This window comes from Kocuria sp. CPCC 204721, assembly GCF_040980945.1.
Lineage (GTDB): Bacteria > Actinomycetota > Actinomycetes > Actinomycetales > Micrococcaceae > Kocuria > Kocuria marina.
Genome location: NZ_JAVKPO010000001.1, coordinates 97384 through 117625, shown reverse-complemented (window position 1 = coordinate 117625; position 20242 = coordinate 97384). Strand labels below are relative to the sequence as shown.

The 20242-nt window shown below is 68.9% G+C and carries 18 protein-coding genes and 1 riboswitch; of the genes, 8 read left to right on the top strand and 10 right to left on the bottom strand.

The genetic code is table 11. The annotated features are described in order from the left end of the window. Positions 1–127: 127 nt before the first annotated feature. Both RF637_RS00540 and RF637_RS00535 read right to left on the bottom strand, forming a co-directional pair. Positions 128–1603: a sodium:alanine symporter family protein gene (locus RF637_RS00540; protein ID WP_131332317.1), complete on the bottom strand. Its 1476-nt coding sequence runs from the start codon at positions 1601–1603 to the stop codon at positions 128–130. Between the two features lie 261 nt (positions 1604–1864). Beyond that, positions 1865–3112: a multidrug effflux MFS transporter gene (locus RF637_RS00535; protein WP_368843877.1), complete on the bottom strand. Its 1248-nt coding sequence runs from the start codon at positions 3110–3112 to the stop codon at positions 1865–1867. Positions 3113–3229: 117 nt separating this feature from the next. Here RF637_RS00535 and trmB point away from each other — a divergent pair, with 117 nt between their 5' ends. From trmB to catC, 3 genes are all read left to right on the top strand, one after another. Continuing rightward, a complete protein-coding gene (gene trmB / locus RF637_RS00530; RefSeq protein ID WP_368843876.1) occupies positions 3230–4222 on the top strand; it encodes a tRNA (guanosine(46)-N7)-methyltransferase TrmB in 993 nt (330 codons plus the stop codon). Positions 4223–4445: 223 nt separating this feature from the next. Further along, positions 4446–6305 carry a BCCT family transporter gene (locus RF637_RS00525; RefSeq protein WP_368844083.1) on the top strand — a complete coding sequence of 620 codons (1860 nt, stop codon included), beginning with the start codon at positions 4446–4448 and terminating at the stop codon, positions 6303–6305. 6 nt (positions 6306–6311) lie between these two features. Next, entirely contained in the window at positions 6312–6623 is a 312-nt protein-coding gene (gene catC / locus RF637_RS00520; protein WP_368843875.1) for a muconolactone Delta-isomerase, read from the top strand. Between the two features lie 82 nt (positions 6624–6705). Here catC and RF637_RS00515 read toward each other — a convergent pair whose 3' ends face one another. From RF637_RS00515 to dnaK, 4 genes are all read right to left on the bottom strand, one after another. Then, on the bottom strand, positions 6706–7260 hold the full coding sequence (locus tag RF637_RS00515; RefSeq protein ID WP_368843874.1) for a helix-turn-helix transcriptional regulator: 555 nt from the start codon (positions 7258–7260) through the stop codon (positions 6706–6708). 1 nt (position 7261) lies between these two features. Further along, positions 7262–8287 carry a DnaJ C-terminal domain-containing protein gene (locus RF637_RS00510; RefSeq protein ID WP_368835112.1) on the bottom strand — a complete coding sequence of 342 codons (1026 nt, stop codon included), beginning with the start codon at positions 8285–8287 and terminating at the stop codon, positions 7262–7264. A gap of 83 nt (positions 8288–8370) precedes the next feature. Continuing rightward, positions 8371–9021, bottom strand: coding sequence for a nucleotide exchange factor GrpE (locus RF637_RS00505; RefSeq protein ID WP_368835113.1), 651 nt, complete (start codon positions 9019–9021; stop codon positions 8371–8373). Continuing rightward, the gene (dnaK, locus tag RF637_RS00500) at positions 9018–10895 is read right to left on the bottom strand and encodes a molecular chaperone DnaK (RefSeq protein WP_312918328.1); all 1878 of its coding nucleotides are present in this window, start codon (positions 10893–10895) and stop codon (positions 9018–9020) included. Before dnaK ends, RF637_RS00505 begins: the two co-directional genes overlap by 4 nt. Before the next feature lie 342 nt (positions 10896–11237). Between dnaK and RF637_RS00495 the strand changes: the two genes are divergently transcribed. The 5 genes from RF637_RS00495 to RF637_RS00475 all read left to right on the top strand — a co-directional run bounded on the left by RF637_RS00495 (position 11238) and on the right by RF637_RS00475 (position 16355). Further along, entirely contained in the window at positions 11238–13226 is a 1989-nt protein-coding gene (locus RF637_RS00495; RefSeq protein ID WP_368843873.1) for a BCCT family transporter, read from the top strand. Positions 13227–13353: 127 nt separating this feature from the next. After that, positions 13354–14250 (top strand): TetR/AcrR family transcriptional regulator, encoded by an 897-nt coding sequence (locus RF637_RS00490; RefSeq protein WP_368843872.1) that lies wholly within the window; start codon positions 13354–13356, stop codon positions 14248–14250. 40 nt (positions 14251–14290) lie between these two features. Continuing rightward, positions 14291–14782 carry a low molecular weight protein-tyrosine-phosphatase gene (locus RF637_RS00485; RefSeq protein ID WP_144997249.1) on the top strand — a complete coding sequence of 164 codons (492 nt, stop codon included), beginning with the start codon at positions 14291–14293 and terminating at the stop codon, positions 14780–14782. Then, the gene (locus RF637_RS00480; protein ID WP_368843871.1) at positions 14779–15405 is read left to right on the top strand and encodes a hypothetical protein; all 627 of its coding nucleotides are present in this window, start codon (positions 14779–14781) and stop codon (positions 15403–15405) included. The genes RF637_RS00485 and RF637_RS00480 overlap by 4 nt, the downstream gene beginning before the upstream one ends. Then, on the top strand, positions 15405–16355 hold the full coding sequence (locus RF637_RS00475; RefSeq protein ID WP_368844082.1) for an aminotransferase class IV: 951 nt from the start codon (positions 15405–15407) through the stop codon (positions 16353–16355). The genes RF637_RS00480 and RF637_RS00475 overlap by 1 nt, the downstream gene beginning before the upstream one ends. An 84-nt stretch (positions 16356–16439) precedes the next feature. Here RF637_RS00475 and RF637_RS00470 read toward each other — a convergent pair whose 3' ends face one another. The 4 genes from RF637_RS00470 to RF637_RS00455 all read right to left on the bottom strand — a co-directional run bounded on the left by RF637_RS00470 (position 16440) and on the right by RF637_RS00455 (position 20182). Further along, on the bottom strand, positions 16440–17243 hold the full coding sequence (locus tag RF637_RS00470) for an energy-coupling factor transporter transmembrane protein EcfT (RefSeq protein WP_368843870.1): 804 nt from the start codon (positions 17241–17243) through the stop codon (positions 16440–16442). Beyond that, complete coding sequence (locus RF637_RS00465) at positions 17240–19006, bottom strand: ABC transporter ATP-binding protein (protein ID WP_368843869.1); 1767 nt, start codon at positions 19004–19006, stop codon at positions 17240–17242. The genes RF637_RS00470 and RF637_RS00465 overlap by 4 nt, the downstream gene beginning before the upstream one ends. Then, entirely contained in the window at positions 19003–19626 is a 624-nt protein-coding gene (locus RF637_RS00460; protein WP_144931743.1) for an ECF transporter S component, read from the bottom strand. The genes RF637_RS00465 and RF637_RS00460 overlap by 4 nt, the downstream gene beginning before the upstream one ends. Positions 19627–19684: 58 nt before the next feature. Beyond that, positions 19685–19791: riboswitch (TPP riboswitch) on the bottom strand. A 118-nt stretch (positions 19792–19909) separates the two neighbouring features. Then, a complete protein-coding gene (locus tag RF637_RS00455) occupies positions 19910–20182 on the bottom strand; it encodes a DUF4235 domain-containing protein (protein ID WP_098053697.1) in 273 nt (90 codons plus the stop codon). Between the last annotated feature and the right edge of the window lie 60 nt (positions 20183–20242).

Below are 20242 nucleotides of genomic sequence, written 5' to 3'. Positions count from 1 at the left end.
GTGTCGGGAACAGCTGAGGCCCGAAACGGCAGGTGATCCGCGGATCACATGCCGTTTCGGGCCCTGGCTGTTCAGCGCCGTCGGGACCGAGGGCCCCGACAAGCTCGGCGAGCGGGCGGAGCGGCGGTCAACGCACGCGCTGCGCCCGGTCCGGGCGTCCGGAGTCGGTGGAGACGTAGCTGTCGATGGCCCCGGGGCGGCCCTCCATGAACCCGTCGATCTGCAGCTTGTCCGCGCGCAACTGCGGGTCGTTGCGCAGGTAGTGCTTGGTCTCGCGGGCGATCAGCCCGGAGAGGATGAGCAGACCCAGCAGGTTGGGCAGCGCCATGAGCCCGTTCATGAGGTCCGCGAAGGACCACACGATGGCCAACGGCACGCTGCAGCCCACGAACACGATCAGCGAGAAGAACACGCGGTACGGCATCACGGACCTGCGGCCGAACAGGCGCTCCATGCAGCGCTCGCCGTAGTAGGCCCAGCCCAGGATCGTGGAGTACGCGAAGAGGATCAGGCCCAGGGTCACGATCAGGTGGCCCCACCCGCCGGGCAGCCCATGGCTGAAGGCGTCCCCGGTCATGGTGGCCGCGAAGTCCTTGCCCTGGTCCCACACGCCGGTGGTCACGATCACGAGGCCCGTGCAGGTCACCACGATGATGGTGTCGATGAACGTCTGGGTCATGGACACCAGACCCTGACGGACGGGGTGAGTGGTCTGCGCGGCCGCTGCGGCGATGGCCGCGGACCCCATGCCGGACTCGTTGGAGAAGATGCCGCGGGCCACACCCATCTGCACCACCAGGATGATCGCGGATCCGGCGAAGCCGCCCACCGCGGAGTGCCCCGTGAAGGCCGTGCTGAAGATGCTCCCGAACGCCGCGGGAACGGACTCGATGTTGACCGCCAGGATGTAGAGCGCGCCCAGGACGTAGAAGACAATCATGATAGGCACGAGCGCGGCGGTGACCTTGCCGATGGACTTGATCCCGCCCACGAGCACGAGCAGCGTCAGCGCCGCGAGCACGAGGCCCGTGACCCACACGGGCACACCGAAGGAGGACTCCACGTTCGCGGAGATGGAGTTGCCCTGGGTCATGTTGCCGATCCCGAAGGACGCGAGCACCGCGGCGATCGCGAAGAACAGGGAGAGGAACTTGCCGAAACCGTTGGGGATCCCGCGGAACAGGTAGTACTGCGGACCGCCGGAGATCTCGCCCTTGGCGTCTCGGGTGCGGAACCGCACGCCCAGGAAGGCCTCCGAGTACTTGGACGCCATGCCCAGCACGCCCGTGACCCACATCCAGAACAGGGCGCCGGGGCCGCCGATCGAGATGGCCGTGGCCACGCCCACGATGTTGCCGGTACCCACGGTCGCGGCGAGCGCCGTGGTCAATGCCTGGAACTGGGAGACGTCACCGCCGGGGGCGTCCTTGTCCTTGCGTTCGAACAACGCGAGGCGCAGTGCGGGGATCAACTTGGTGATCTGCAGTCCGGACAGCCGGATGGTCAGGTAGATGCCCGTTCCGAGCAGCAGCGGGATCAGGAGGAACGGCCCCCACACGAACCCGCCGATCGTGTCGAGAATGGATTGGAGCGAATCGAGCATGAAGGTGTCTCTCGTTCAACTGGGGCAGGATGCCACGGACGGTGTGTGAACAATGTCACTGTCCCGGACAGTGAACCACATCCCGCGCGGTTCCGGGCCCGTCGGCGCGCGGAGCGGGGGCCATGTCGCACGGCTCGCGGGACGACGCCGCCGGGTCCGGGCATTCACCCGACGGGCGACACCGCCGGGTCGGGACATTCGCCCTCCGGACGACGCGGCCGGGACGTCCGCCCGACGAACGACGTTGCAGCGCCGGGTGATTCACCCGACGGGCGTCCCCTGCCGGCGCGCCGTGAGGACCAGCCCCACGGAGATCATGGCGCACGCCGCCATGCTCAGCACCATGGGCACCGCGGTGTACTCCCCGCCGAGGCCCGTGAGGGGCGTGACGAGCCCGGCCAGGATGAACTGGGCCATGCCCACCACGGCAGAACCTGTGCCGGAGAGGTGCAGCCGTTGGGCCTGGCGCTGGGCCATGGCCACGGCGTTGCCCAGGACGAGTCCCATGCAGGACTGGGCCAGGAACAACAGCACCAGGGTGATCGTTCCGATCACGCCCAGCACCACCAGGACCATGTTGAGCACGGAGAAGGTTGCGAGTCCCGTGACCCCCACGAGCAACAGGAAGGAGGGGTCCCGACTGCCCACGAGCTTGGTGTTGACCACTCCCATGGTGATCGAACCGCACGCGTTGATCGCGAAGATCACGGAGTAGACCAGGGCGCTGAAGCCCAGCACGTTCTGGATCACGAACGAGGACGCGGAGATGTAGGAGAACAGCGCACCGAACGCGAAGGCGAAGCTCAGGGCGTAGAGCGTGAAGTGCCGATCACTGATCATCTGCCGGGCGTTGCGCAGGATGCGCCCCAGCCCGCCCCGCGAGCGTTGCCCCGGCGGGAGGGTCTCCGGCACGATGAACACGGAGCACGCGAGCATCACGGCCCCGAAGATCGCGAGCACCCAGAACACCACGCGCCAGTCGGCCACGGTCGCGATCACACCGCCCGCGAGCGGTGCGACCACGGGTGCCAGGGACGTGATGAGTGCGAGCACCGAGTACAGCTGGGCCGCGCGGTGGCCGTGGGCGATGTCCGAGACCACGGCCCGGGCGATCACCACGCCCGCCGCCCCGGCGAGACCCTGCACGAACCGCAGGGCGAGCACCCAGTGGATGTCCGGGGCCACGATGATCCCCACGGACGCGAGCAGGAAGATCAGGTTCCCCGTGACCATGAGTCTGTGCCGCCCCAGCACGTCCGAGAGCGGGCCCAGCAGGAATTGCCCCAGCGCCATGCCCACCATGTACGCGGTGAGGGTCAGCTGGATCATGCTGGCCGGGGAGCCGAACCACTCGCCCATCTCCGGCATGGACGCGAGGTACATGTCCGTGGCCAGCGGGCTCACGGCGGAGAGGATGCCCAGGGCGCCCACGAGCACGATCCAGTCCAGGCGCGGGCTCAATCCCAGTCTGCTGCGACCGGGCTCGGGGAACGCGGGGTTCTGGGTCATGCGGGCTCTCCTGGCACGCGCCTGGGCGCTGAGGGGTGGGCGGGTTGTTCAAATAGTAGGTGCCGCGGGTCACCCGATCCCCTCCTGTAACGCCCCCCGCGCCTAGGATGATCCACGATGGAATCCAGCGATCGCACCCCTGACACGTCCGCGCACGACGCGGCCCTCCCGGACTCCCCGGGCAGCGCCCCGGAGGCGTCCCCGGCCCCCGAACACCGCACCGAACAGCCCGCCGAGGCCCGTGCGGCCGGTGCCGCGCCGTCGTCATCCGAGCACACCGATGCCGATGCCACCCCGACGAACGACGGCGCACCGACTAACGCCGGCGCTCCGACGGGTCCCGCCGCGGCGACCGGCGGTGCCCCCGCGGGCGTGGCGTTCCCGCGGCAGCCGTACTCGTTTGTGCGCCGCGGTGACCGGTTGTCCCCCAAGCGCCAGAAGGCGTGGGGCGAGCATGCGGACGAGTGGGTCCTGGACATCCCCCGCGTCATGACCGACACCTCCGTGGATCCGGCCTACCGACTGGACAGGGAGGCCGTGTTCGGCCGTGTGGCACCGGTCGTCGTGGAGGTGGGCTCGGGCCTGGGCGAGGCCATCGTGGCCCATGCGGCGGCCCACCCAGAGCTGGACCACCTGGCCGTGGAGGTCTACAAGCCCGGTGTGGCGGATCTACTCATGAAGGCCGCCCAGGCCGGCGTGACCAATGTGCGCGTGGCGCAGGCCAACGCCCCCGAGGTGCTCGAGCACATGCTGGAACCCGGTTCCGTGCACGAACTGTGGGTCTTCTTCCCGGACCCGTGGCACAAGACCCGCCACCACAAGCGGCGCCTGGTCTCCCCCGGTTTCGCCGAACTGGCCGCCCGCGTCCTGGAACCGGGTGGACTGTGGCGGTTGGCCACGGACTGGCAGGAGTACGCGGTGGTGATGCGCGAGGTCCTGGACGGCGCGGACGCGGACTTCGAGAACGTGCATCCGGGTCCGCTCGCGGACGACGAGCACCCGGACGCCGGGTGGGCCCCGCGCTGGGAGGGCCGGATCCTCACGAGTTTCGAACGCAAAGCCACGGAAGCCGGGCGGATCCCGCGGGACCTGACCTACCGCCGTCGTTAGCCAGACCCGGGGCGAACCGGTCCGGGGGCCTACTGTGGGAAGGTCCCTGACCGACCGACCCGCAGGAGTCCCGGTGTCCTCTAGTACACGACCGTCCCACCCGTCGGACGCGGAGCCCGAGCCCTCGCCACGCGGGGGCGCCCGCAAACCGGCGAACCGCAAGGACGCCACGCGCTCGTTCCTCGACGAGATCAACTACCCCCACAACATCCACCCGGCCGTGGTGCCGGGCGTGTCCGTGGAGGACCAGAAGGTGCGCTACGGAATCGACAAGATCGTGGTGGGCGTGGCCGGCGGGTTGATCGTCGCGTTCATCGGGTGGGGTGTCGTGGACACCGCGTCACTCACGGCCGTGTCCGGTGCGGCGCTGAACTGGACGATGCTCAACATGGGGTGGGCGTTCAACGTCCTGGCGATCGGGCTGTTGCTCTACCTGCTGTACATCGCGGTGTCCCGCTACGGGCGGATCCCGCTGGGCCTGGACGGGGACCGGCCCGAGTACTCCACGGCGTCGTGGGCGGCCATGCTGTTCGCGGCGGGGATCGGGATCGGGATCATCTTCTTCGGCCCTTTCGAGCCCATGACCTACTTCCTGTCCCCGCGCCCGGGTTCCGCGGACCCCGGCACGGTGGACGCCATGAAGAAGGCCTCCGCGCAGGCCGCGCTGCACTGGGGGCTCAACGCGTGGGCCATCTACGGTCTCGTGGGCGTGGCGGTGGCCTACACGTCCTACCGGCGCGGACGCGTTCCACTCATGAGTTCCGTGTTCGCACCGTTCTTCCACAACGGCAACACCGACAACCTGGCCGGCCGGATCATCGACATCCTGGCGATCCTGGCCACCCTGTTCGGCACCGCGGCGTCCCTGGGCATCGGTGCCCTGCAGATCGGGCGCGGTGTGGAGATCTTCACGGGTCTGGGCCCCTCGGGCAACGCCGCGGCGGTCGTCATCATCGCGGTGCTCACCGCGGGGTTCATCGCCTCGGCGGTCTCGGGCGTGGCCCGCGGGATCCGATGGTTGTCCAACATCAACATGGTCCTCGCCGTGGGTCTGGCACTGTTCTTCTTCGTCCTGGGACCCACCACGTTCCTGCTCAACTTCGTGCCCTCCGTGATCGTCACGTACTTCGCCGAGCTGCCCACCATGCTGTCCGCGTCCATGTCGGACGGCCCCGAGATGCAGGCGTTCCTGTCCTCGTGGACCACGTTCTACTGGGCCTGGTGGGTCTCCTGGGCACCCTTCGTGGGGGTCTTCGTGGCCAAGATCTCCCGGGGCCGCACCATCCGCCAGTTCATCCTGGGGGTGCTGTTCATCCCCTCGTCCATCGTGGTGATGGCCTTCACGGTGCTTGGCGGGACCGCCATCCACCAGCAGATGCAGGACCACGCGGTCGCCCCGGACGGCACCGCGCAGACCCTGCCGGCCCCGGAAGAGATCTTCTTCACCGTCCTGGACGGCATGCCCGCGGCCGGCATCATGGCGGGAATCGTGGTGCTCATGCTGGCCATCTTCTTCATCACCACCGCGGACTCCGCCTCCGTGGTGACGTCCCAGATGTCCCAGCGGGGCAACCCGAACCCCAAGCGGCGGATCACCGTGTTCTGGGGACTGTGCATGGCCGGGATCGCCGTGGTGATGTTGTTGATCGGCGGACAGAACGCACTCACGGGTCTGCAGAACCTGATCACCGTCACGGCCCTGCCGTTCACGCTGATCATGTTCGCCATGGCCGTGGCCTTCCACAAGGACCTGCGCCGGGACCCCATGGTCATCCGCGAGCAGTACTCGCGCTGGGCGGTGGACAAGTCCGTACGCCACGGCATCGACGAGTACGGGGACGACTTCACGTTCTCGGTGGAACGCGCCCCGGACAGCAAGTGGGCGGCGGGCGCGGACTTCGACTCGAGCGCCCCGGAGGTCACCGAGTGGTACCGGCGCACGGACGAGGACGGCAACCCCGTGGCCTACGACTACGAGACGGGCGAGTTCACCGATTCGCACGACGTCGTACACCCCGGCGAGCGCGCGGCAGCGCCTAGGGTGGAACCCGACGCACCCTCCACGGACCCCGAGAGAAAGTAGCCCCGCATGTTGTTCCTGGCCCGCATGGACGTGGTCTTCCCGGAATCGATGACCGACGAGACCAAGGCTGATTACCAGCACCGCGAGAAGGCCTACTCCGGTGAACTCCAGCGCACGGGTGTCTTGAAGGGCATCTGGCGCGTGGTGGGCGAGTACGCCAACTACTCGATCTACGACGTCGAGGACAACGACGAGCTGCAGACCGTCCTGTCAGGGTTCCCCATGTTCGCGTACATGGACGTCAAGGTGACCCCGCTGGCCAAGCACCCCAATGCCACCACGGACGACTTCTTCGACGGCAACACGATCCAGGAGTAGTCCTTCGCGGTACCCCCGGGTGACGAGATCCCTGCGGCCCCTCCCGAGAGGAGCCGCGGGGATCTCGCCGTTCGCGGGTCGTCTACTTCTGCGAGCCGCGCCGCTTCGTGGTCGACGACGACGTCGCATCCCGCCGCGCGGACGCCGCGTCCCGGCCCGGGGCCGTATCCCGGCCCAGTATGGCGTCCCGGCCGGTGGCCGCAGCCTCGGGCTTGGCCGGGCGGTAGAGCATGAGCGCCTGGGACACTTTGCGGGGTGAGCGCCGGGTGCCACGGGCCATACGCACCACATCCCCGGCGGAACCGGCGGTAAAGATCATGTCCCGCTCCTGCCGCGCCCGGCGCTCCCGTTCGAGTTCCTCGGACAGTTCCGTGACCCGGGTCTGCAGCGCCTGCACCTGGTTCTCGAGCTGGATGATGCGCTTGATCCCTTCGAGGGACACGCCCTCCTGGGAGAACTCCTGGATCTGACGCAGTTTCTGCACGTCCAGCTGGGAGTACCGGCGGGCCCGCCCGGAGGCCCGGGACGGGGTCACGAGACCCATGCGGTCGTACTGGCGCAGGGTCTGGGGGTGCATGTCCGCGAGCTCCGCGGCCACCGAGATCACGAACACTGGCTGGGTGAAGTCGATGGCCATGTCAGAGCGCCGCCTCCTCGCTCAGGTTCGCCCGGGGGTCGAAGTCCTCGGTGGCCCGCGCGAACTCCTGCAGTGCTTCCCGTGCGGCATCGTCCAGATCTGCCGGGAACTGGATCTGCACCGTTACGATCATGTTGCCCGTGGTGGACCCGGACGTGAAGCCCTTGCCCTTGACACGCATCCGGTGCCCGGATGACGTCCCCGCGGGGACCCGCACGGTCACATGGCCCTCGTCCAGCGTGGGCACCTGCACGGTGGTCCCGAGTCCGGCCTCCGCAGCGGTCACCGGGATGTCCACGTGCACGTCCTGGCCCTCGCGGGTGAAGAACGGGTGCTCCTTGACCTTGACGGTCACGAAGAGGTCCCCGTTGCCGCCCGGGCCGGTGTGGCCCTTGCCCGCGATCTTCAGCCGCTGACCGTCCTTGACACCCTTGGGCACGCGCACCGTGGTGGTCTGACCGTTGCCTCGGCGCAGCTTCACCGTGGTGCCGTTGTACGCCGAGCGCAGCGGGATGGTGGTGGTCGTGTGGATGTCCTCGCCCTTGGCGGGCGGGGCCTGGTAGCCGCTGAAGCCACCCTGAGCGCCGAACCCGGACTGGCCGCCGAAGCCGCCGCCCTGGCCCCCGCCGAACTGGGCGAAGATGTCCTCGAAACCGCGGCCACCGCCGCTGGAGGTGGTGTAGCGCCGTCGGCCGCCACCGCCGTTGAAGATGTCTCCGAAGATGTCCTCGAAGCCCGCTCCGCCGGCGCCGCCGGCACCCCCCGGACCGCCAGCCGTGAAGCGCGCGCCGGAGCCCATGGCCCGGATCGCGTCGTACTGCTCACGCTCCTCGGGGTCCGAGAGCACCGAGTTCGCCTCGGTGATGTCCTTGAACCGTTTCTCCGCAGCCGCATCCCCGGGGTTCTGGTCCGGGTGGTACTTGCGGGCCAGCTTGCGGTACGCCTTCTTGACGTCGGCTTGGGATGCGTCCTTGGAGACGCCCAGGACGCTGTAGAAGTCCTTGTCAATCCAGTCCTGACTGGCCATGACGCCTCCTTTCTCTTCGATGTGCTGTGATACGGCTCGGGGCGGGTCCCGTCATGTGGACCCGCCCCGAGTTCATGGTGTCGCTACGGCTGCGTCGCCACGGCCACCTGGGCCGCTCGGACGACCTTGTTGCCCACTTTGAAGCCCGAGCGCAGCACCATGGACACATGATCCGGTGCCACGTCCTGCGTGGGCTGCTGCAGAACGGCCTCGTGGATGTTCGGGTCGAAGACCTCACCCACCTCGCCGATCCGCGTGAGCCCCTTCTTGGTGAGGGCCTCCTCAAGCTTCGCGGCGATCGCCGCGAACGGGCCCTCCTCGAGGTCCCCCGCCTTGCGGGCGGCGTCGACGTCGTCCAGGACCGGCAGCAGCGCGGTGATCATCTCGCCGGAGACGAAGTCCCGCAGCTGATCCTTCTCCCGCGCGGTGCGGTTCTTGAAGTTCACGAACTCCGCCTGCAGCCGACGCAGGTCCTCGAGGCGCTCGTCCGCGAGCTTCTGCGCGGCGGACTCGCCCGCCGGGGCGGCGTCGTCCTGCGACGACGCCGCGTCCGCGGCCTGCGTGTCCCCGGCCTGGGCGTCCTGGGACTGAGGGGTGTCCAGGATGTCGTCCACGGTCAGCCCCTCACCGCCCTCGGAACGCTCGGTGCCGGTGGAGTCCTGAGCTGAATGATCCGGGTCCTCCGGCACGGACTCGCCGTGACCCTTGGTGTTCTCGGAATCGCTCATGCTCACTTCCTCCCGTTCTTACCGTCTTCGTCGTCCACGACCTCGGCGTCGACGATGTCGTCGTCGTCCTTGGCCTGCGCACCCTGAGCGCCCTCGGCGCCCGGCTGGGCACCGGCGGCACCCTCGCTCTGGGCCTGGGCGTACAGCGCCTCACCGATCTTGGTCTGGGAGGCCTGCAACTTCTCGAACGCGGTCTTCACGGCGTCGTCGTCGTCGCCCTCGAGGGCGGACTTCACGGCGTCGACGTCGGCCTGGACCTCGGTCTTGACGTCCTCGGGGATCTTGCCCTCGTCGTCGTTGAGCAGCTTCTCCACGGAGTACGCCTGCTGTTCCGCGTTGTTGCGACGGTCGGCGGCCTCACGGCGCTGCTTGTCCGCGTCGGCGTTCGCCTCGGCGTCCTTGACCATGCGGTCGATGTCCTCCTTGGACAGCGAGGTACCGCCCGTGATGGTCATGGACTGTTCCTTGCCCGTGCCCTTGTCCTTGGCGGACACGTGCACGATGCCGTTCGCGTCGATGTCGAACGTGACCTCGATCTGCGGCATGCCGCGCGGGGCCGGGGCGATGCCCGTGAGCTCGAACGTGCCCAGGTTCTTGTTGTCCCGGGTGAACTCGCGCTCGCCCTGGAAGACCTGGATGGACACGGACGGCTGGTTGTCCTCCGCGGTGGTGAAGGTCTCGGACCGCTTGGTGGGGATGGCCGTGTTGCGCTCGATGAGCTTGGTCATCACGCCGCCCTTGGTCTCGATGCCCAGCGACAGCGGGGTCACGTCGATCAGCAGCACGTCCTTGCGGTCGCCCTTGAGCACACCGGCCTGGATCGCGGCGCCGATGGCCACGACCTCGTCCGGGTTCACGCCCTTGTTGGGGGCCTTACCCGCGAGCTCGGTGACCTTCTCGACCACGGCGGGCATACGGGTGGAACCACCCACGAGCACCACGTGATCGATGTCGGAGACGTTGATCCCGGCCTCGGAGATGACGTCCTTGAACGGCTTCTCGGTGCGGGCCAGCAGGTCCTTGGTGAGGTCCTCGAACTTGGCACGGGAGAGCTTCTCGTCCAGGTGCACGGGGCCCTCGGGGGTCACGGACAGATACTGCAGGGAGATGGTCGTGGAGGACGCGGAGGACAGTTCCTTCTTGGCCTGCTCGGCCGCCTCCTTCAAGCGCTGCAGGGCGATCTTGTCCTTGGACAGGTCCGCACCGGTCTTGGACTTCACCTGCTCCAGCAGCCAGTCCACGATGCGCTGGTCCCAGTCGTCGCCACCGAGGCGGTTGTCACCGGCGGTGGCGCGGACCTGGATGGTGGAGAAGTCGTCCTCGTCCTTGCCGACCTCCAGCAGGGAGACGTCGAACGTGCCGCCACCGAGGTCGAAGACCAGGATGAGCTCGTCCTCCTTGCCCTTCTCCAGACCGTATGCCAGGGCCGCGGCGGTGGGCTCGTTGACGATGCGCAGCACGTTCATGCCGGCGATCTCACCGGCCTCCTTGGTGGCCTGGCGCTCGGCGTCGTTGAAGTACGCGGGAACAGTGATCACGGCATCCGTGACCGTGTCGCCCAGGTAGGACTCGGCGTCCGCCTTGAGCTTCATGAGCGTACGGGCGGAGATCTCCTGCGGGGTGTACTTCTTGCCATCGATCTCGGTGGTCCAGTCCGTGCCCATGTGGCGCTTCACGGAGGCCACGGTGCGGTCCACGTTGGTCACGGCCTGGCGCTTGGCCACGTCGCCCACGAGGGTCTCGCCGTCCTTGGAGAAGGCGACAACGGACGGGGTGGTGCGATTGCCCTCGGCGTTCGCAATGACGACGGGCTCGCCGCCTTCCAGTACGGATACCACGGAGTTAGTGGTACCGAGGTCGATTCCTACTGCACGAGACATGTTCTATCCCTTCGTTGTTCCGATGCGGTCCGGGACGGGCACCGATGCGGCCCGTCCGTGAACCTTCAAGACTTGAGCTTTCGAGACTCAAGTTTACACCTTGAGCTACTCTTGTCAACCTAAGTTGAGTCGCAACGGCTCAAGTATCTGCACACCGCGTCTCGCCCGAGCTGCCGGGAATTCCACAGCAATTCGGGGGTGGACACTTAGCCGCGTTACACTGAGGGGTTTGTACGCCCAGGGCGAAACATGCCGGGCCCGCACTGCCCCCGACCCCTCCAGGAGCGCCACCACACCACACGAGCTCACCGATCACCCACCGCCGCAGTCAGGAGAACTGTCTTGAGCACGCCACCGCATTCCACGAAACGAGACCCATCGTCCACCCCGCCCGAAGACCACACCACCCAGGGGTCGACCGCGCGCAGCAGGTCCCGTCAGATCATTGACGAGCTCACCTACCCGCACGGCATCCACCCCGCGCTCGTCCCCGGTGTGGGCGTGGAGGACCGCAAGGTGCGCTTCGGCACCGACAAGGCCGTCTTCATCATCACCGCCCTGCTGATCGTGGGCTTCATCCTGTGGGGCATCCTGGACACCGACAGCCTCACGAGCGTGTCGAGCACCGCGCTCGCGTGGGTCACAGCCAACACGGGGTGGTTCTTCATCCTGTTGTCCACCGCGGCGGTGCTGTTCATGCTGTTCATCGGTTTCACGCGCACCGGGCGGATCAAGCTCGGCCGTGACGACGAGGAACCCGAGTACTCGTTCTTCTCGTGGCTCGCGATGCTCTTCGCCGCGGGCATGGGCATCGGCCTGATGTTCTACGGGGCGTTCGAGCCCATGTCCTACTTCGAGGGCGGCATCCCCGGCTTCTCGCACGTCTCCGAGCCGGGCCAGGACTCCATGGTGGTCTACTCCCTGGCGCAGTCCGCGTTCCACTGGGCCCTGAACCCGTGGGCGATCTACGCCGTCGTCGGTGTCTCCGTGGCCTACGGCGCCTACCGCCGCGGCCGCGCACCCCTGATCTCGCGGGTGTTCACCTCGTTGCTCGGCCACAAGCGCGTGGACGGGCCCCTGGGCAAGCTCATCGACGTCTTCGCGATCTTCGCAACCCTCTTCGGCACCGCCGCCTCGCTCGGCGTGGGCGCCATGCAGATCGGTTCGGGCATCACGATCTTGGGCGGGGTCGGCCCGCTGGGCAACAACGCCCTAATCGGGATCATCGCCGCGCTGTCCGTGTGCTTTGTCATATCGGCCGTGTCCGGGGTCTCCCGGGGTATCCGTTACCTCTCGAACATCAACCTGACGCTGGCCTTCGTGCTCGCGCTGTTCGTGTTCTTCGTGGGCCCCACCGTCTTCCTGCTCACGCTGATCCCCTCCACGTTCTCCACCTACATCTCCGAGTACCTCTTCATGACCGGACAGTCGGCCGCGTGGGGTCCTGACAGCGCCGAGTTCTCCAACACCTGGACCGTGTACTACTGGGCGTGGTGGCTTTCCTGGTCCCCGTTCGTGGGCATGTTCATCGCCAAGATCTCGCGCGGGCGTTCCATCCGCCAGTTCGTGACCGTGGTCCTCGTGGTCCCGGCCTCCGTGTGCATCCTGTGGTTCATCGTCTTCGGCGGCGCCGCAATGTACTTCTCCAAGAACGGCGCGGACCTCTCCGTGGCGGACGGCGCCGAGTCCATGCTGTTCGCACTGTTCGACCAGCTTCCGCTGACCGGTGTCACCTCGGTGCTAGGCATGATCGTGATCGGCATCTTCTTCGTGACCAGCGCGGACTCCGCGTCCGTGGTCATGGGCACCATGACCCAGCGCGGGCGGCCCAGCCCCAGCAAGTGGATCGTGATCTTCTGGGGTGCGTGCCTCGCGGGCATCGCGATCGTGATGCTCCTCGTGGGTGGCGACGACGCCCTGGCCGGCATGCAGAACCTCGTGATCGTCTCCGCGCTGCCGTTCGCGGTCATCATGGCCGTGATGATGGTCGCCCTCTACCGGGACCTGCGCAACGACCCGGCCACCCTGCGCACCCGCTTCGCGGTGTCCGCCGTGGAGAAGGCCGTGTCCGCGGGTCTCGCCGAGCACGGCGACAACTTCGCCCTGCAGGTGGAGCACGCCGAGGGTCACCGCGCCGCGGGCAACACATTCGACTCCCACGATCCGGCGATCACCGAGTGGTATCGCCAGACGGATGAGAACGGGGATGAGACCGACTTCGCGTACAAGTCGGCGTGGGTCTCCTCGGCCGCCGACGACATCGCGGACGGCACCCCCGAGGGCGAGGCCCCGTGGGAACAGACCACGCCGAAGCACCGCAACGACCAGTGACACCGATGGCCCGCTGAACCGGGCCCCCCTCCCGAACGCGGGGTGCACGTCATGGGACGCGCACCCCGCGTTCGCGTACCGGGACACCGTTTGGTCCCGCACGGCCACGCTGCGTACGTTGGTGCGCATGAACGACGGCCCACCACGATCCCCCGATCCGGATCCCGATTCCCGGCCCCGGCCCATGAGCCCATCGGGAGACGGGCCCGACGACGCCGCGCGCGAGCACGCGCCCGGCGCCCCCGGCACGGGCGGGGCGAGCGGGAAGGGGACCCAGCAGCGTCGTGCGTCGCTGTCCCTGGAGACGATCGTGGACACCTCGATCGCGGTACTGGACCGCGAGGGGTCGCGGCGCCTGACCCTGCGCGGGCTCGCGACCGAGCTCAACAGCGGCGTGGCGAGTCTCTACTGGTACACCACCGGCAAGGACGACCTCATGGCCCTGGTCACGAGCGAGGTCCTGGGCCGCGCGCTGGGCCAGTTCCACGCGCTGTGCGGGGACGGCGAGCCGGGGCCGGAGGAGTTCGAGGCCTTCCCGGCACCCAGGGCGGATCCCCGTACGAGCGCGGCCACGGCGCAGGCCCTCGAGGAACTGCGGTGCCTGTGCCTGTGCTTGTTCTCCCAGATGCGCGAGCACCCGTGGCTCGCCGGGCAGCTGCTCAGTACCGCCCGCAGCGAGGAGAACGCGTTGCGCACGTGGGAGTGCGCGGGACAGTTGCTGCAGCGCATGGAGCTCGACGCCGAACAGCGGTTCTACGCATCCCTCGCCGTGGCCAACTACGCGTTCGGAACGGGCGCGGGAATCGCCCACCGTCACAACCGGCCCGCCGCGGAGGAATCCGCCCGGCAGGTGCACGAAAAGCTGGAACGGGCGGGCCATTCGGGGCCGGGGATGCTCCCTGTGGTGCGTGCCATGCTGGGCTCGTTCGGTGACCACGACGACCGCTCGGAATACATCGCGGGCCTGGAACTGCTGCTCGCGGGCATCGAACGTCAGACGTGGGGTGGCTCCTCGACACCTTGAGGCCACTCACGGGGAACGGATTTTTCGTACAGTGGAGGTCATGTTCTCCATCGTCACGGTTTGCACGGGCAACATCTGCCGCTCGCCCATGGCCGAGGCCCTGCTGCGATCCGAGCTCACCGACGCCGGTCTCGCGCAGCGCGTCCGCGTCAGCTCGGCGGGCATGAGTGACGAGGAACACGGCAACCCCGTGGATCCCCGCGCCCGCACCGTCCTGAACAGGAACCACCTGGAACTGCCCGAGCATCAGGCACACAAGATCACGGACGCCGAGCTCGCGGACGCGGACCTGATCCTCGCCATGACCCGGTCCCACAGGGACCAGCTGCAGCGCCGACTGCCCACGGACGACGCCCGGAAGGTCCGGCTCATGCGCAGCTTCGACCCGGCCGTGGCCGACTCACAGGCGGACCTCGACATCGCCGACCCGTGGTACGGCGGTTCGGACGACTTCGACACCGCGTGGGAACAGATTACGGCCGCCACCCCGGGCGTGGTCTCGTGGGTCGAGGATCGGATCGACGCGCGGTGATCTCCCCGGACGAGGGTTTCGAGGACGACGAGATCGCCCAGTACCCGGAAGGCGTCAACCTCGCACGGTTGCTGCCCCCACCCACGCGCAAGCCGTTCATCGTGGGCATCGACGGCCGTTCCGGAGCGGGCAAGACCACGCTGACCGAGCAACTCTCGCGGGTGCTGGAGCGCTCGCACGACGTCGTGAGCTTCCACCTCGAGGACATCTACCCTGGGTGGAACGGACTGCTCAAGGGCATGGAACGGTACCGCGGTGAGATCCTCGAACCGCTGCGCCGCGAGGAGGACGCCCACTGGACCGCGTGGGACTGGCTGACCAACGAGCCCGGCACCCCGCGTCTGACACGCACCGCTCAGATCGTGCTCGTGGAGGGCGTCGGGGCGTGCCACCGCGAGGCCCGGGCGTTGCTGGACGTCTCGGTGTGGGTCGAACTTCCCGCCTCACAGCGCAAACAGCGCGCCCTGGACCGGGACGGCGCCACGTACGAGAAGTACTGGGACGTGTGGGCGGAGCAGGAGGAGCAGTACCTCGGTGAGGACCCCGTGTGGGAGTCCGCCGAGATCCTCCACCCCGGACCCTCACCCCAGGAACCGGGCACGGAACAGCGGGACACCCCGTGATGTCGCCCGGTGCCGGGACACCCGCTCCGTCCCCCGCAGCACCCGGACCCGCCGCGGCCGTGCTGATCTCCCCGATCGGTGCCCCGCCGCGGCTCGTGGACCCGCATGAGGCCCACGTGAGCCTCGAGGACCAGGGGCTCACCCGCGGGGACGGCGTCTTCGAGACCCTCCACGTCCTGGACGGCACCGCGTACAAGCTCGACGCCCACCTGGTCAGGCTGGGGCATTCCGCGGGAACCGCCCAATTGCCCGCACCGTCCGCGGATGTGTGGCGTGAGGCCCTGACGACGGCGCTCGCGGCGGCCGGTCCCGGCGCCCGCGACCCCTTGGCCGATCTCGGGGCGGAGCACACGGTCAAGTTGAGCATCAGCCGCGGTGTCCCCGGTGACCAGCCGTGGGCGTGGCTCACGGTCGCGCCCGTCCCCAAGCGGACGTTCGCCGCCCGGCGCACGGGGGTGTCCGTGGTGTTGCTCGAGCGCGGCCACGACCCCGCGGAGGACACCGGGTTGCCGTGGCTGCTCCCGGGGGTCAAGACCCTGTCCTACGCGGTCAACATGGCCGCGGTGCGCTACGCCCACGCCCACGGCGCGCAGGACGCCGTGTTCATGACCTCCACGGACCACAGGATCCTGGAGGGCGCCACGTCCTCGGTGGTGTGTGCACGGCACGACGACGGCGCTGCGCCCACCCTGCTCACGCCCGAACCGTCCCGCGGGGTCCTGCCGGGGACCTCGCAAGCCAGGATCTTCGACGCCGCCCGCGAGCGCGGCTGGGCCGTGGACTACGGACCGCTGTACCCCGAGGACCTCTTCGCAGCGAGCGCCGTGTGGCTCACGTCCTCGGTGCGGCTCGCGGTCCCAGTGACGAGCGTGGACGGGCGGCCCGTGGCCTCGGACCCGCAACTCACCCGCACCCTCACGGATTTCCTGCTAGGCCGCCCGGGTCGCTGAGCGCGTCATGGGTGGTCGCGCCCGCACCGCCCGTCCCATCTCGACATGCCCGGGCGCGAGTGCTCCCCCGTCACCTTGGGCGCATCACTGCCAGATGAAGCGGTGCGCCCCCGTGAGCAGGGACAGCGTCACCGCGGCGACCGCGATGAGCACGATGGCACACCCCACGACCACGTCCACGCGGCCGAAACGGGGCACGCGCGCCCATGTGCGCGGACCCGCCCCGAAACCGCGCGCCTCCATGGTCATGGCCAGGCGCGTGGCCCGGCGCAAGGACTGCACGAGCAACGTGAACGCGAGACCGGCGAACTCGGTGAGAGCGGCCCACGGGCCCCGCGTTCCCCCCGCACCGCGGGCGCGCCGGGCCGCCGCGAGCACACCCCACTCGGTGACCATGACCTCCACGAGCCGCAGGGCTGCGAGCGCCGCGAGCACGAAGCGTGCCGGCAGCTTGAGGGTTTGGGCGAGACCGTCCGCGAGGTCCGTGGGGTCGGTCGTGAGCAACACGGTGATCCCGGGCAGCGCAATCGCGAGACCACGCAGGGCGATCGCCCCACCGGCCGCGAGCGACCCCGTGGTGATCGTGATCCACCCCAGGTGTAGCAGGACGAGACCGCCCTCCGGGGAGAGCACCGCGGTCCCCCACCCGCTGATCAGGGCGGCCACCACGATCGGCCATAGGGTCGTGAGCAGCCGCCACGGACCGATCCCGGCGGCAGCGAGCAGGAGCAGTTGGCCCCCGAGCGCCACGCCGCTCGTCACGGGGTCCGCGCTGACCACGAGCACCGCCGTGATCACGAGAGCCCCGAGCAGTTTCACCACGGCATTCGTCCGGGCGAGCAATCCCGTGCGGGCCACGGCGGGCAGCACGCTCGCGACCGTGCTCATGAGCCGAGCCTCAGCTCGTGCGCACCCAGGGCCGCGACCAGATCCCGGTCGTGGGTCACGACCACCACGGCCGTTCCCCCGTCCAGCTCCTCGACCAACAGGTCCACGAGCTCCTTCCAGGTCCGGGCGTCCTGACCGAATGTGGGTTCGTCCAGGATCAGCACGCGCGGGGACGCCGCCAGGACGGTGCCCACGGACAGCCGCCGCTTCTGCCCGCCGGACAGGGTGAACGGGTTGGCCTCGGCGAGCTCCTCGAGGCGCAGCCGTCGCAGCAGCTCGGCCACCCGGGCGTCGTCCGCGTCCGCCATCGCGTCGGTGACGCGCGCATCGCGACGGCCCACGCGGCGTCGTCGTTGCCGGGGACCGAACTCGAGTTCCTCGCGCACGGTGGGGCGCAGGAACTGGTGTTCGGGATGCTGGAACACGGTGCCCACGCGGGAGACCAGTTCCGCGCCGTCCCACAGGGAGGGATCAGCGGGCGCGTCGGTCGCGAGGGCGTCCGTGGCCCACACGGTGCCGCGCACGGGCAGCAGCAGTCCGGCGAGGGTCAGCGCGAGGGTGGACTTCCCCGCGCCGTTGACGCCTGTGACGGCCAGCGCGTGCCCCGCGCGGACGTCCACGGTGATGTTCTCGGCCGCCGGCGCCGCCCCCGTGCGCACGTCCGGCTCCGGGTACGCTTCCCCGCGCCGCCACGCGGCGAGCGCCCGACGACGCCGCCGCGCGAGCGCCCGCCGTCCCGGTTGGCTCCGGGACACGGCAAGATCGCGTGCGCTCAACAAGGTGGTGCCCGGTGCGACGGCGGCGGGCACGGTGGTGAAACCACCCGTATCCTGCGCAGACTGCGTGACATCCGAAGCCCTCACGAACGACGCGGCCGGCACATTCTCCGTAGGCACAGCGGGCGGCGTGATGCCGTGTGGCCCCGCGGAGGCAGCCGTCTGCCGTACCGCGGGATTCATGCCATTCGAGGCATGCACGGGAGTGCGAGTGCGCGGCACCCAGCCGGGGACCCACGTACCCTGGTGCTGCAGCAGGTCCCGGGCGTCCTGCAGGGTCTGCTGCGCGGGGCCGTCGAAGGCCACCCGACCGTCGTCGCCCAGCACGATCACACGGTCCACGACCGGTTCCCACAGGGCCACCCTGTGCTCCACGACCACAAGGGTGGCCCCGTCCTCGCGCACCGCATCGGCCACGGCGCGGCACAGCTGCTGCGCCCCCTCGTGGTCCACGCTCGCCGTGGGTTCGTCCAGCAACAGCAGCCGCGGGCACATGGCCAGGGTCCCGGCGAGCGCGAGACGTTGTTTCTGCCCCCCGGACAGCGCCGTGGTGGGGTGGTCGAGCGGGAGCTCCAGACCCGTGCGCGCGAGCGCTTCCCGCACGCGCGGCCAGATCCGCTCGCGGGGGACGGCGAGGTTCTCGAGGCCGAACGCGACGTCGTCCCCCACGCGCGAGAGGACCACCTGCGTCTCGGGGTCCTGATGCATGAAGCCCACCGTGCCGCGGGCGTCGCGCGGGTCGACACCCCCGACGGTCAACCCGCCCGATGCGGAGCGGCCGTCAGGGTCCTGGTCCACACCGGCGAGCGCCTGCAGGAGCGTGGACTTGCCCGCCCCGGACGGGCCCAGGAGCAGGACACGTTCACCGGGCTCGATGATCAGGTCCAGGTCCACCAGACTGGGCGTCTCGCGGCCGGGGTGATGCCATCCGAACCCCTCCAGGACCACCCGCGCGCCCGTGAGCTGCACGGTCGGTTCCGCGGTCATCGGCGCACGGCGCCGGAGGCCAGTGCTCCGAGGACACCCGTGGCCTGCAGGGCCCTCATCACGGCCCACATGAGCAACCCTGCGATCACGGCCCCGGAGAGCGTGGTCAGCGCCGCATAGACGACCTGCTGATCCAGAGCCCACTCGAAGTTGTACATGATGTTCTCGCTCACGCCCAGGAACAGCCCGGATACCGCCCCACCGATCGCCGCGGTCACGGGACCGAACCGGCGGTAACGGGTCAGGAGGAACACGACCTCCACACCGAGGCCCTGTACCAGACCGGAGAGCACCACGAGCCACCCGAAATGCGTTCCCAGGAAGCCCTCGATCACGGCCGCGAGCAACTCGCAGAACAGAGCCGCGCCCGGTTTGCGGATGATCAGGGCGCCCAGGGTACCCGCCACGAGCCAGCCCCCCGCGATGAGCCCCGCGGACGGCGGGTAGGCCACCGTGCCCGCCGAGACCGCCGGGTACAGGAGGTTGGACCACATCCAGAAGATCACGGCGCACACCGCGGCCAATACGGCGGTGACCACGATGTCCACGACCCGCCACGACGAGCTGCGGTTGCCGCTTGCGCGCGGTGTACGGGTGGGGGTGTTACCGACCTGCGTCATGCTGAATCCTCCTGAAGATCCCAGGAGGGGAAGAACACCACCCGCCGTTGCGAGCGGGTCCTTGAGATACTCGACTCCCTAGCGCCGGTACGAGCCGGATCAGGTTCGAGGGTCTGCGCTCACGCGCACTCTCAGCGCCGCGGTGGCGCTCCCCTGTCGTTGAGACGCCAGTCTAGACCACGACGGCGGGTGGCCGGGCATCTCGCGTGCCCGGCCACCCGCCGTCGTACGTGCGTCCTACGCGGCCCCGGCCCACCCGTACGGGGGGCGCGGTACCCGCGGCTCAGATCTCGCTCTGGGAGCTACGGGAGGGATCGGAGTCCTTGGACTCGAACTTGGCCACCTGGCGGGAGATCCCCACCTTGATGACGGTGCCCACCACACCGGTGATCACGGCCCAGATGATGATGTCGGTCCATGCCTCGTCCGGGTCCGGGTTCTTGGCGGGGGGCTCGTTGCCCGTGACCTGCTTCCACACCGCGGACAGGCCCTTGTTGGCCAGGGCCACGCCACCCAGGGACGCCACCGTGCCGAAAATGTCCATTACCTTGTTCATGAGGTTCTCCTTGTCTTGTGGGTGCCGTCGGCACCGGGCGGCCGACGACGTCGTGCTCGT

What these genes read in the sequence shown, in the direction of transcription:
- RF637_RS00540 (WP_131332317.1), bottom strand. Translation starts at nt 1,603, where the DNA reads ATGCTCGATTCGCTCCAATCCATTCTCGACACGATCGGCGGGTTCGTG.
- RF637_RS00535 (WP_368843877.1), bottom strand. Translation starts at nt 3,112, where the DNA reads ATGACCCAGAACCCCGCGTTCCCCGAGCCCGGTCGCAGCAGACTGGGA.
- trmB (WP_368843876.1), top strand. Translation starts at nt 3,230, where the DNA reads ATGGAATCCAGCGATCGCACCCCTGACACGTCCGCGCACGACGCGGCC.
- catC (WP_368843875.1), top strand. Translation starts at nt 6,312, where the DNA reads ATGTTGTTCCTGGCCCGCATGGACGTGGTCTTCCCGGAATCGATGACC.
- RF637_RS00515 (WP_368843874.1), bottom strand. Translation starts at nt 7,260, where the DNA reads ATGGCCATCGACTTCACCCAGCCAGTGTTCGTGATCTCGGTGGCCGCG.
- RF637_RS00510 (WP_368835112.1), bottom strand. Translation starts at nt 8,287, where the DNA reads ATGGCCAGTCAGGACTGGATTGACAAGGACTTCTACAGCGTCCTGGGC.
- dnaK (WP_312918328.1), bottom strand. Translation starts at nt 10,895, where the DNA reads ATGTCTCGTGCAGTAGGAATCGACCTCGGTACCACTAACTCCGTGGTA.
- RF637_RS00490 (WP_368843872.1), top strand. Translation starts at nt 13,354, where the DNA reads ATGAACGACGGCCCACCACGATCCCCCGATCCGGATCCCGATTCCCGG.
- RF637_RS00485 (WP_144997249.1), top strand. Translation starts at nt 14,291, where the DNA reads ATGTTCTCCATCGTCACGGTTTGCACGGGCAACATCTGCCGCTCGCCC.
- RF637_RS00475 (WP_368844082.1), top strand. Translation starts at nt 15,405, where the DNA reads ATGTCGCCCGGTGCCGGGACACCCGCTCCGTCCCCCGCAGCACCCGGA.
- RF637_RS00470 (WP_368843870.1), bottom strand. Translation starts at nt 17,243, where the DNA reads ATGAGCACGGTCGCGAGCGTGCTGCCCGCCGTGGCCCGCACGGGATTG.
- RF637_RS00465 (WP_368843869.1), bottom strand. Translation starts at nt 19,006, where the DNA reads ATGACCGCGGAACCGACCGTGCAGCTCACGGGCGCGCGGGTGGTCCTG.
- RF637_RS00460 (WP_144931743.1), bottom strand. Translation starts at nt 19,626, where the DNA reads ATGACGCAGGTCGGTAACACCCCCACCCGTACACCGCGCGCAAGCGGC.
- RF637_RS00455 (WP_098053697.1), bottom strand. Translation starts at nt 20,182, where the DNA reads ATGAACAAGGTAATGGACATTTTCGGCACGGTGGCGTCCCTGGGTGGC.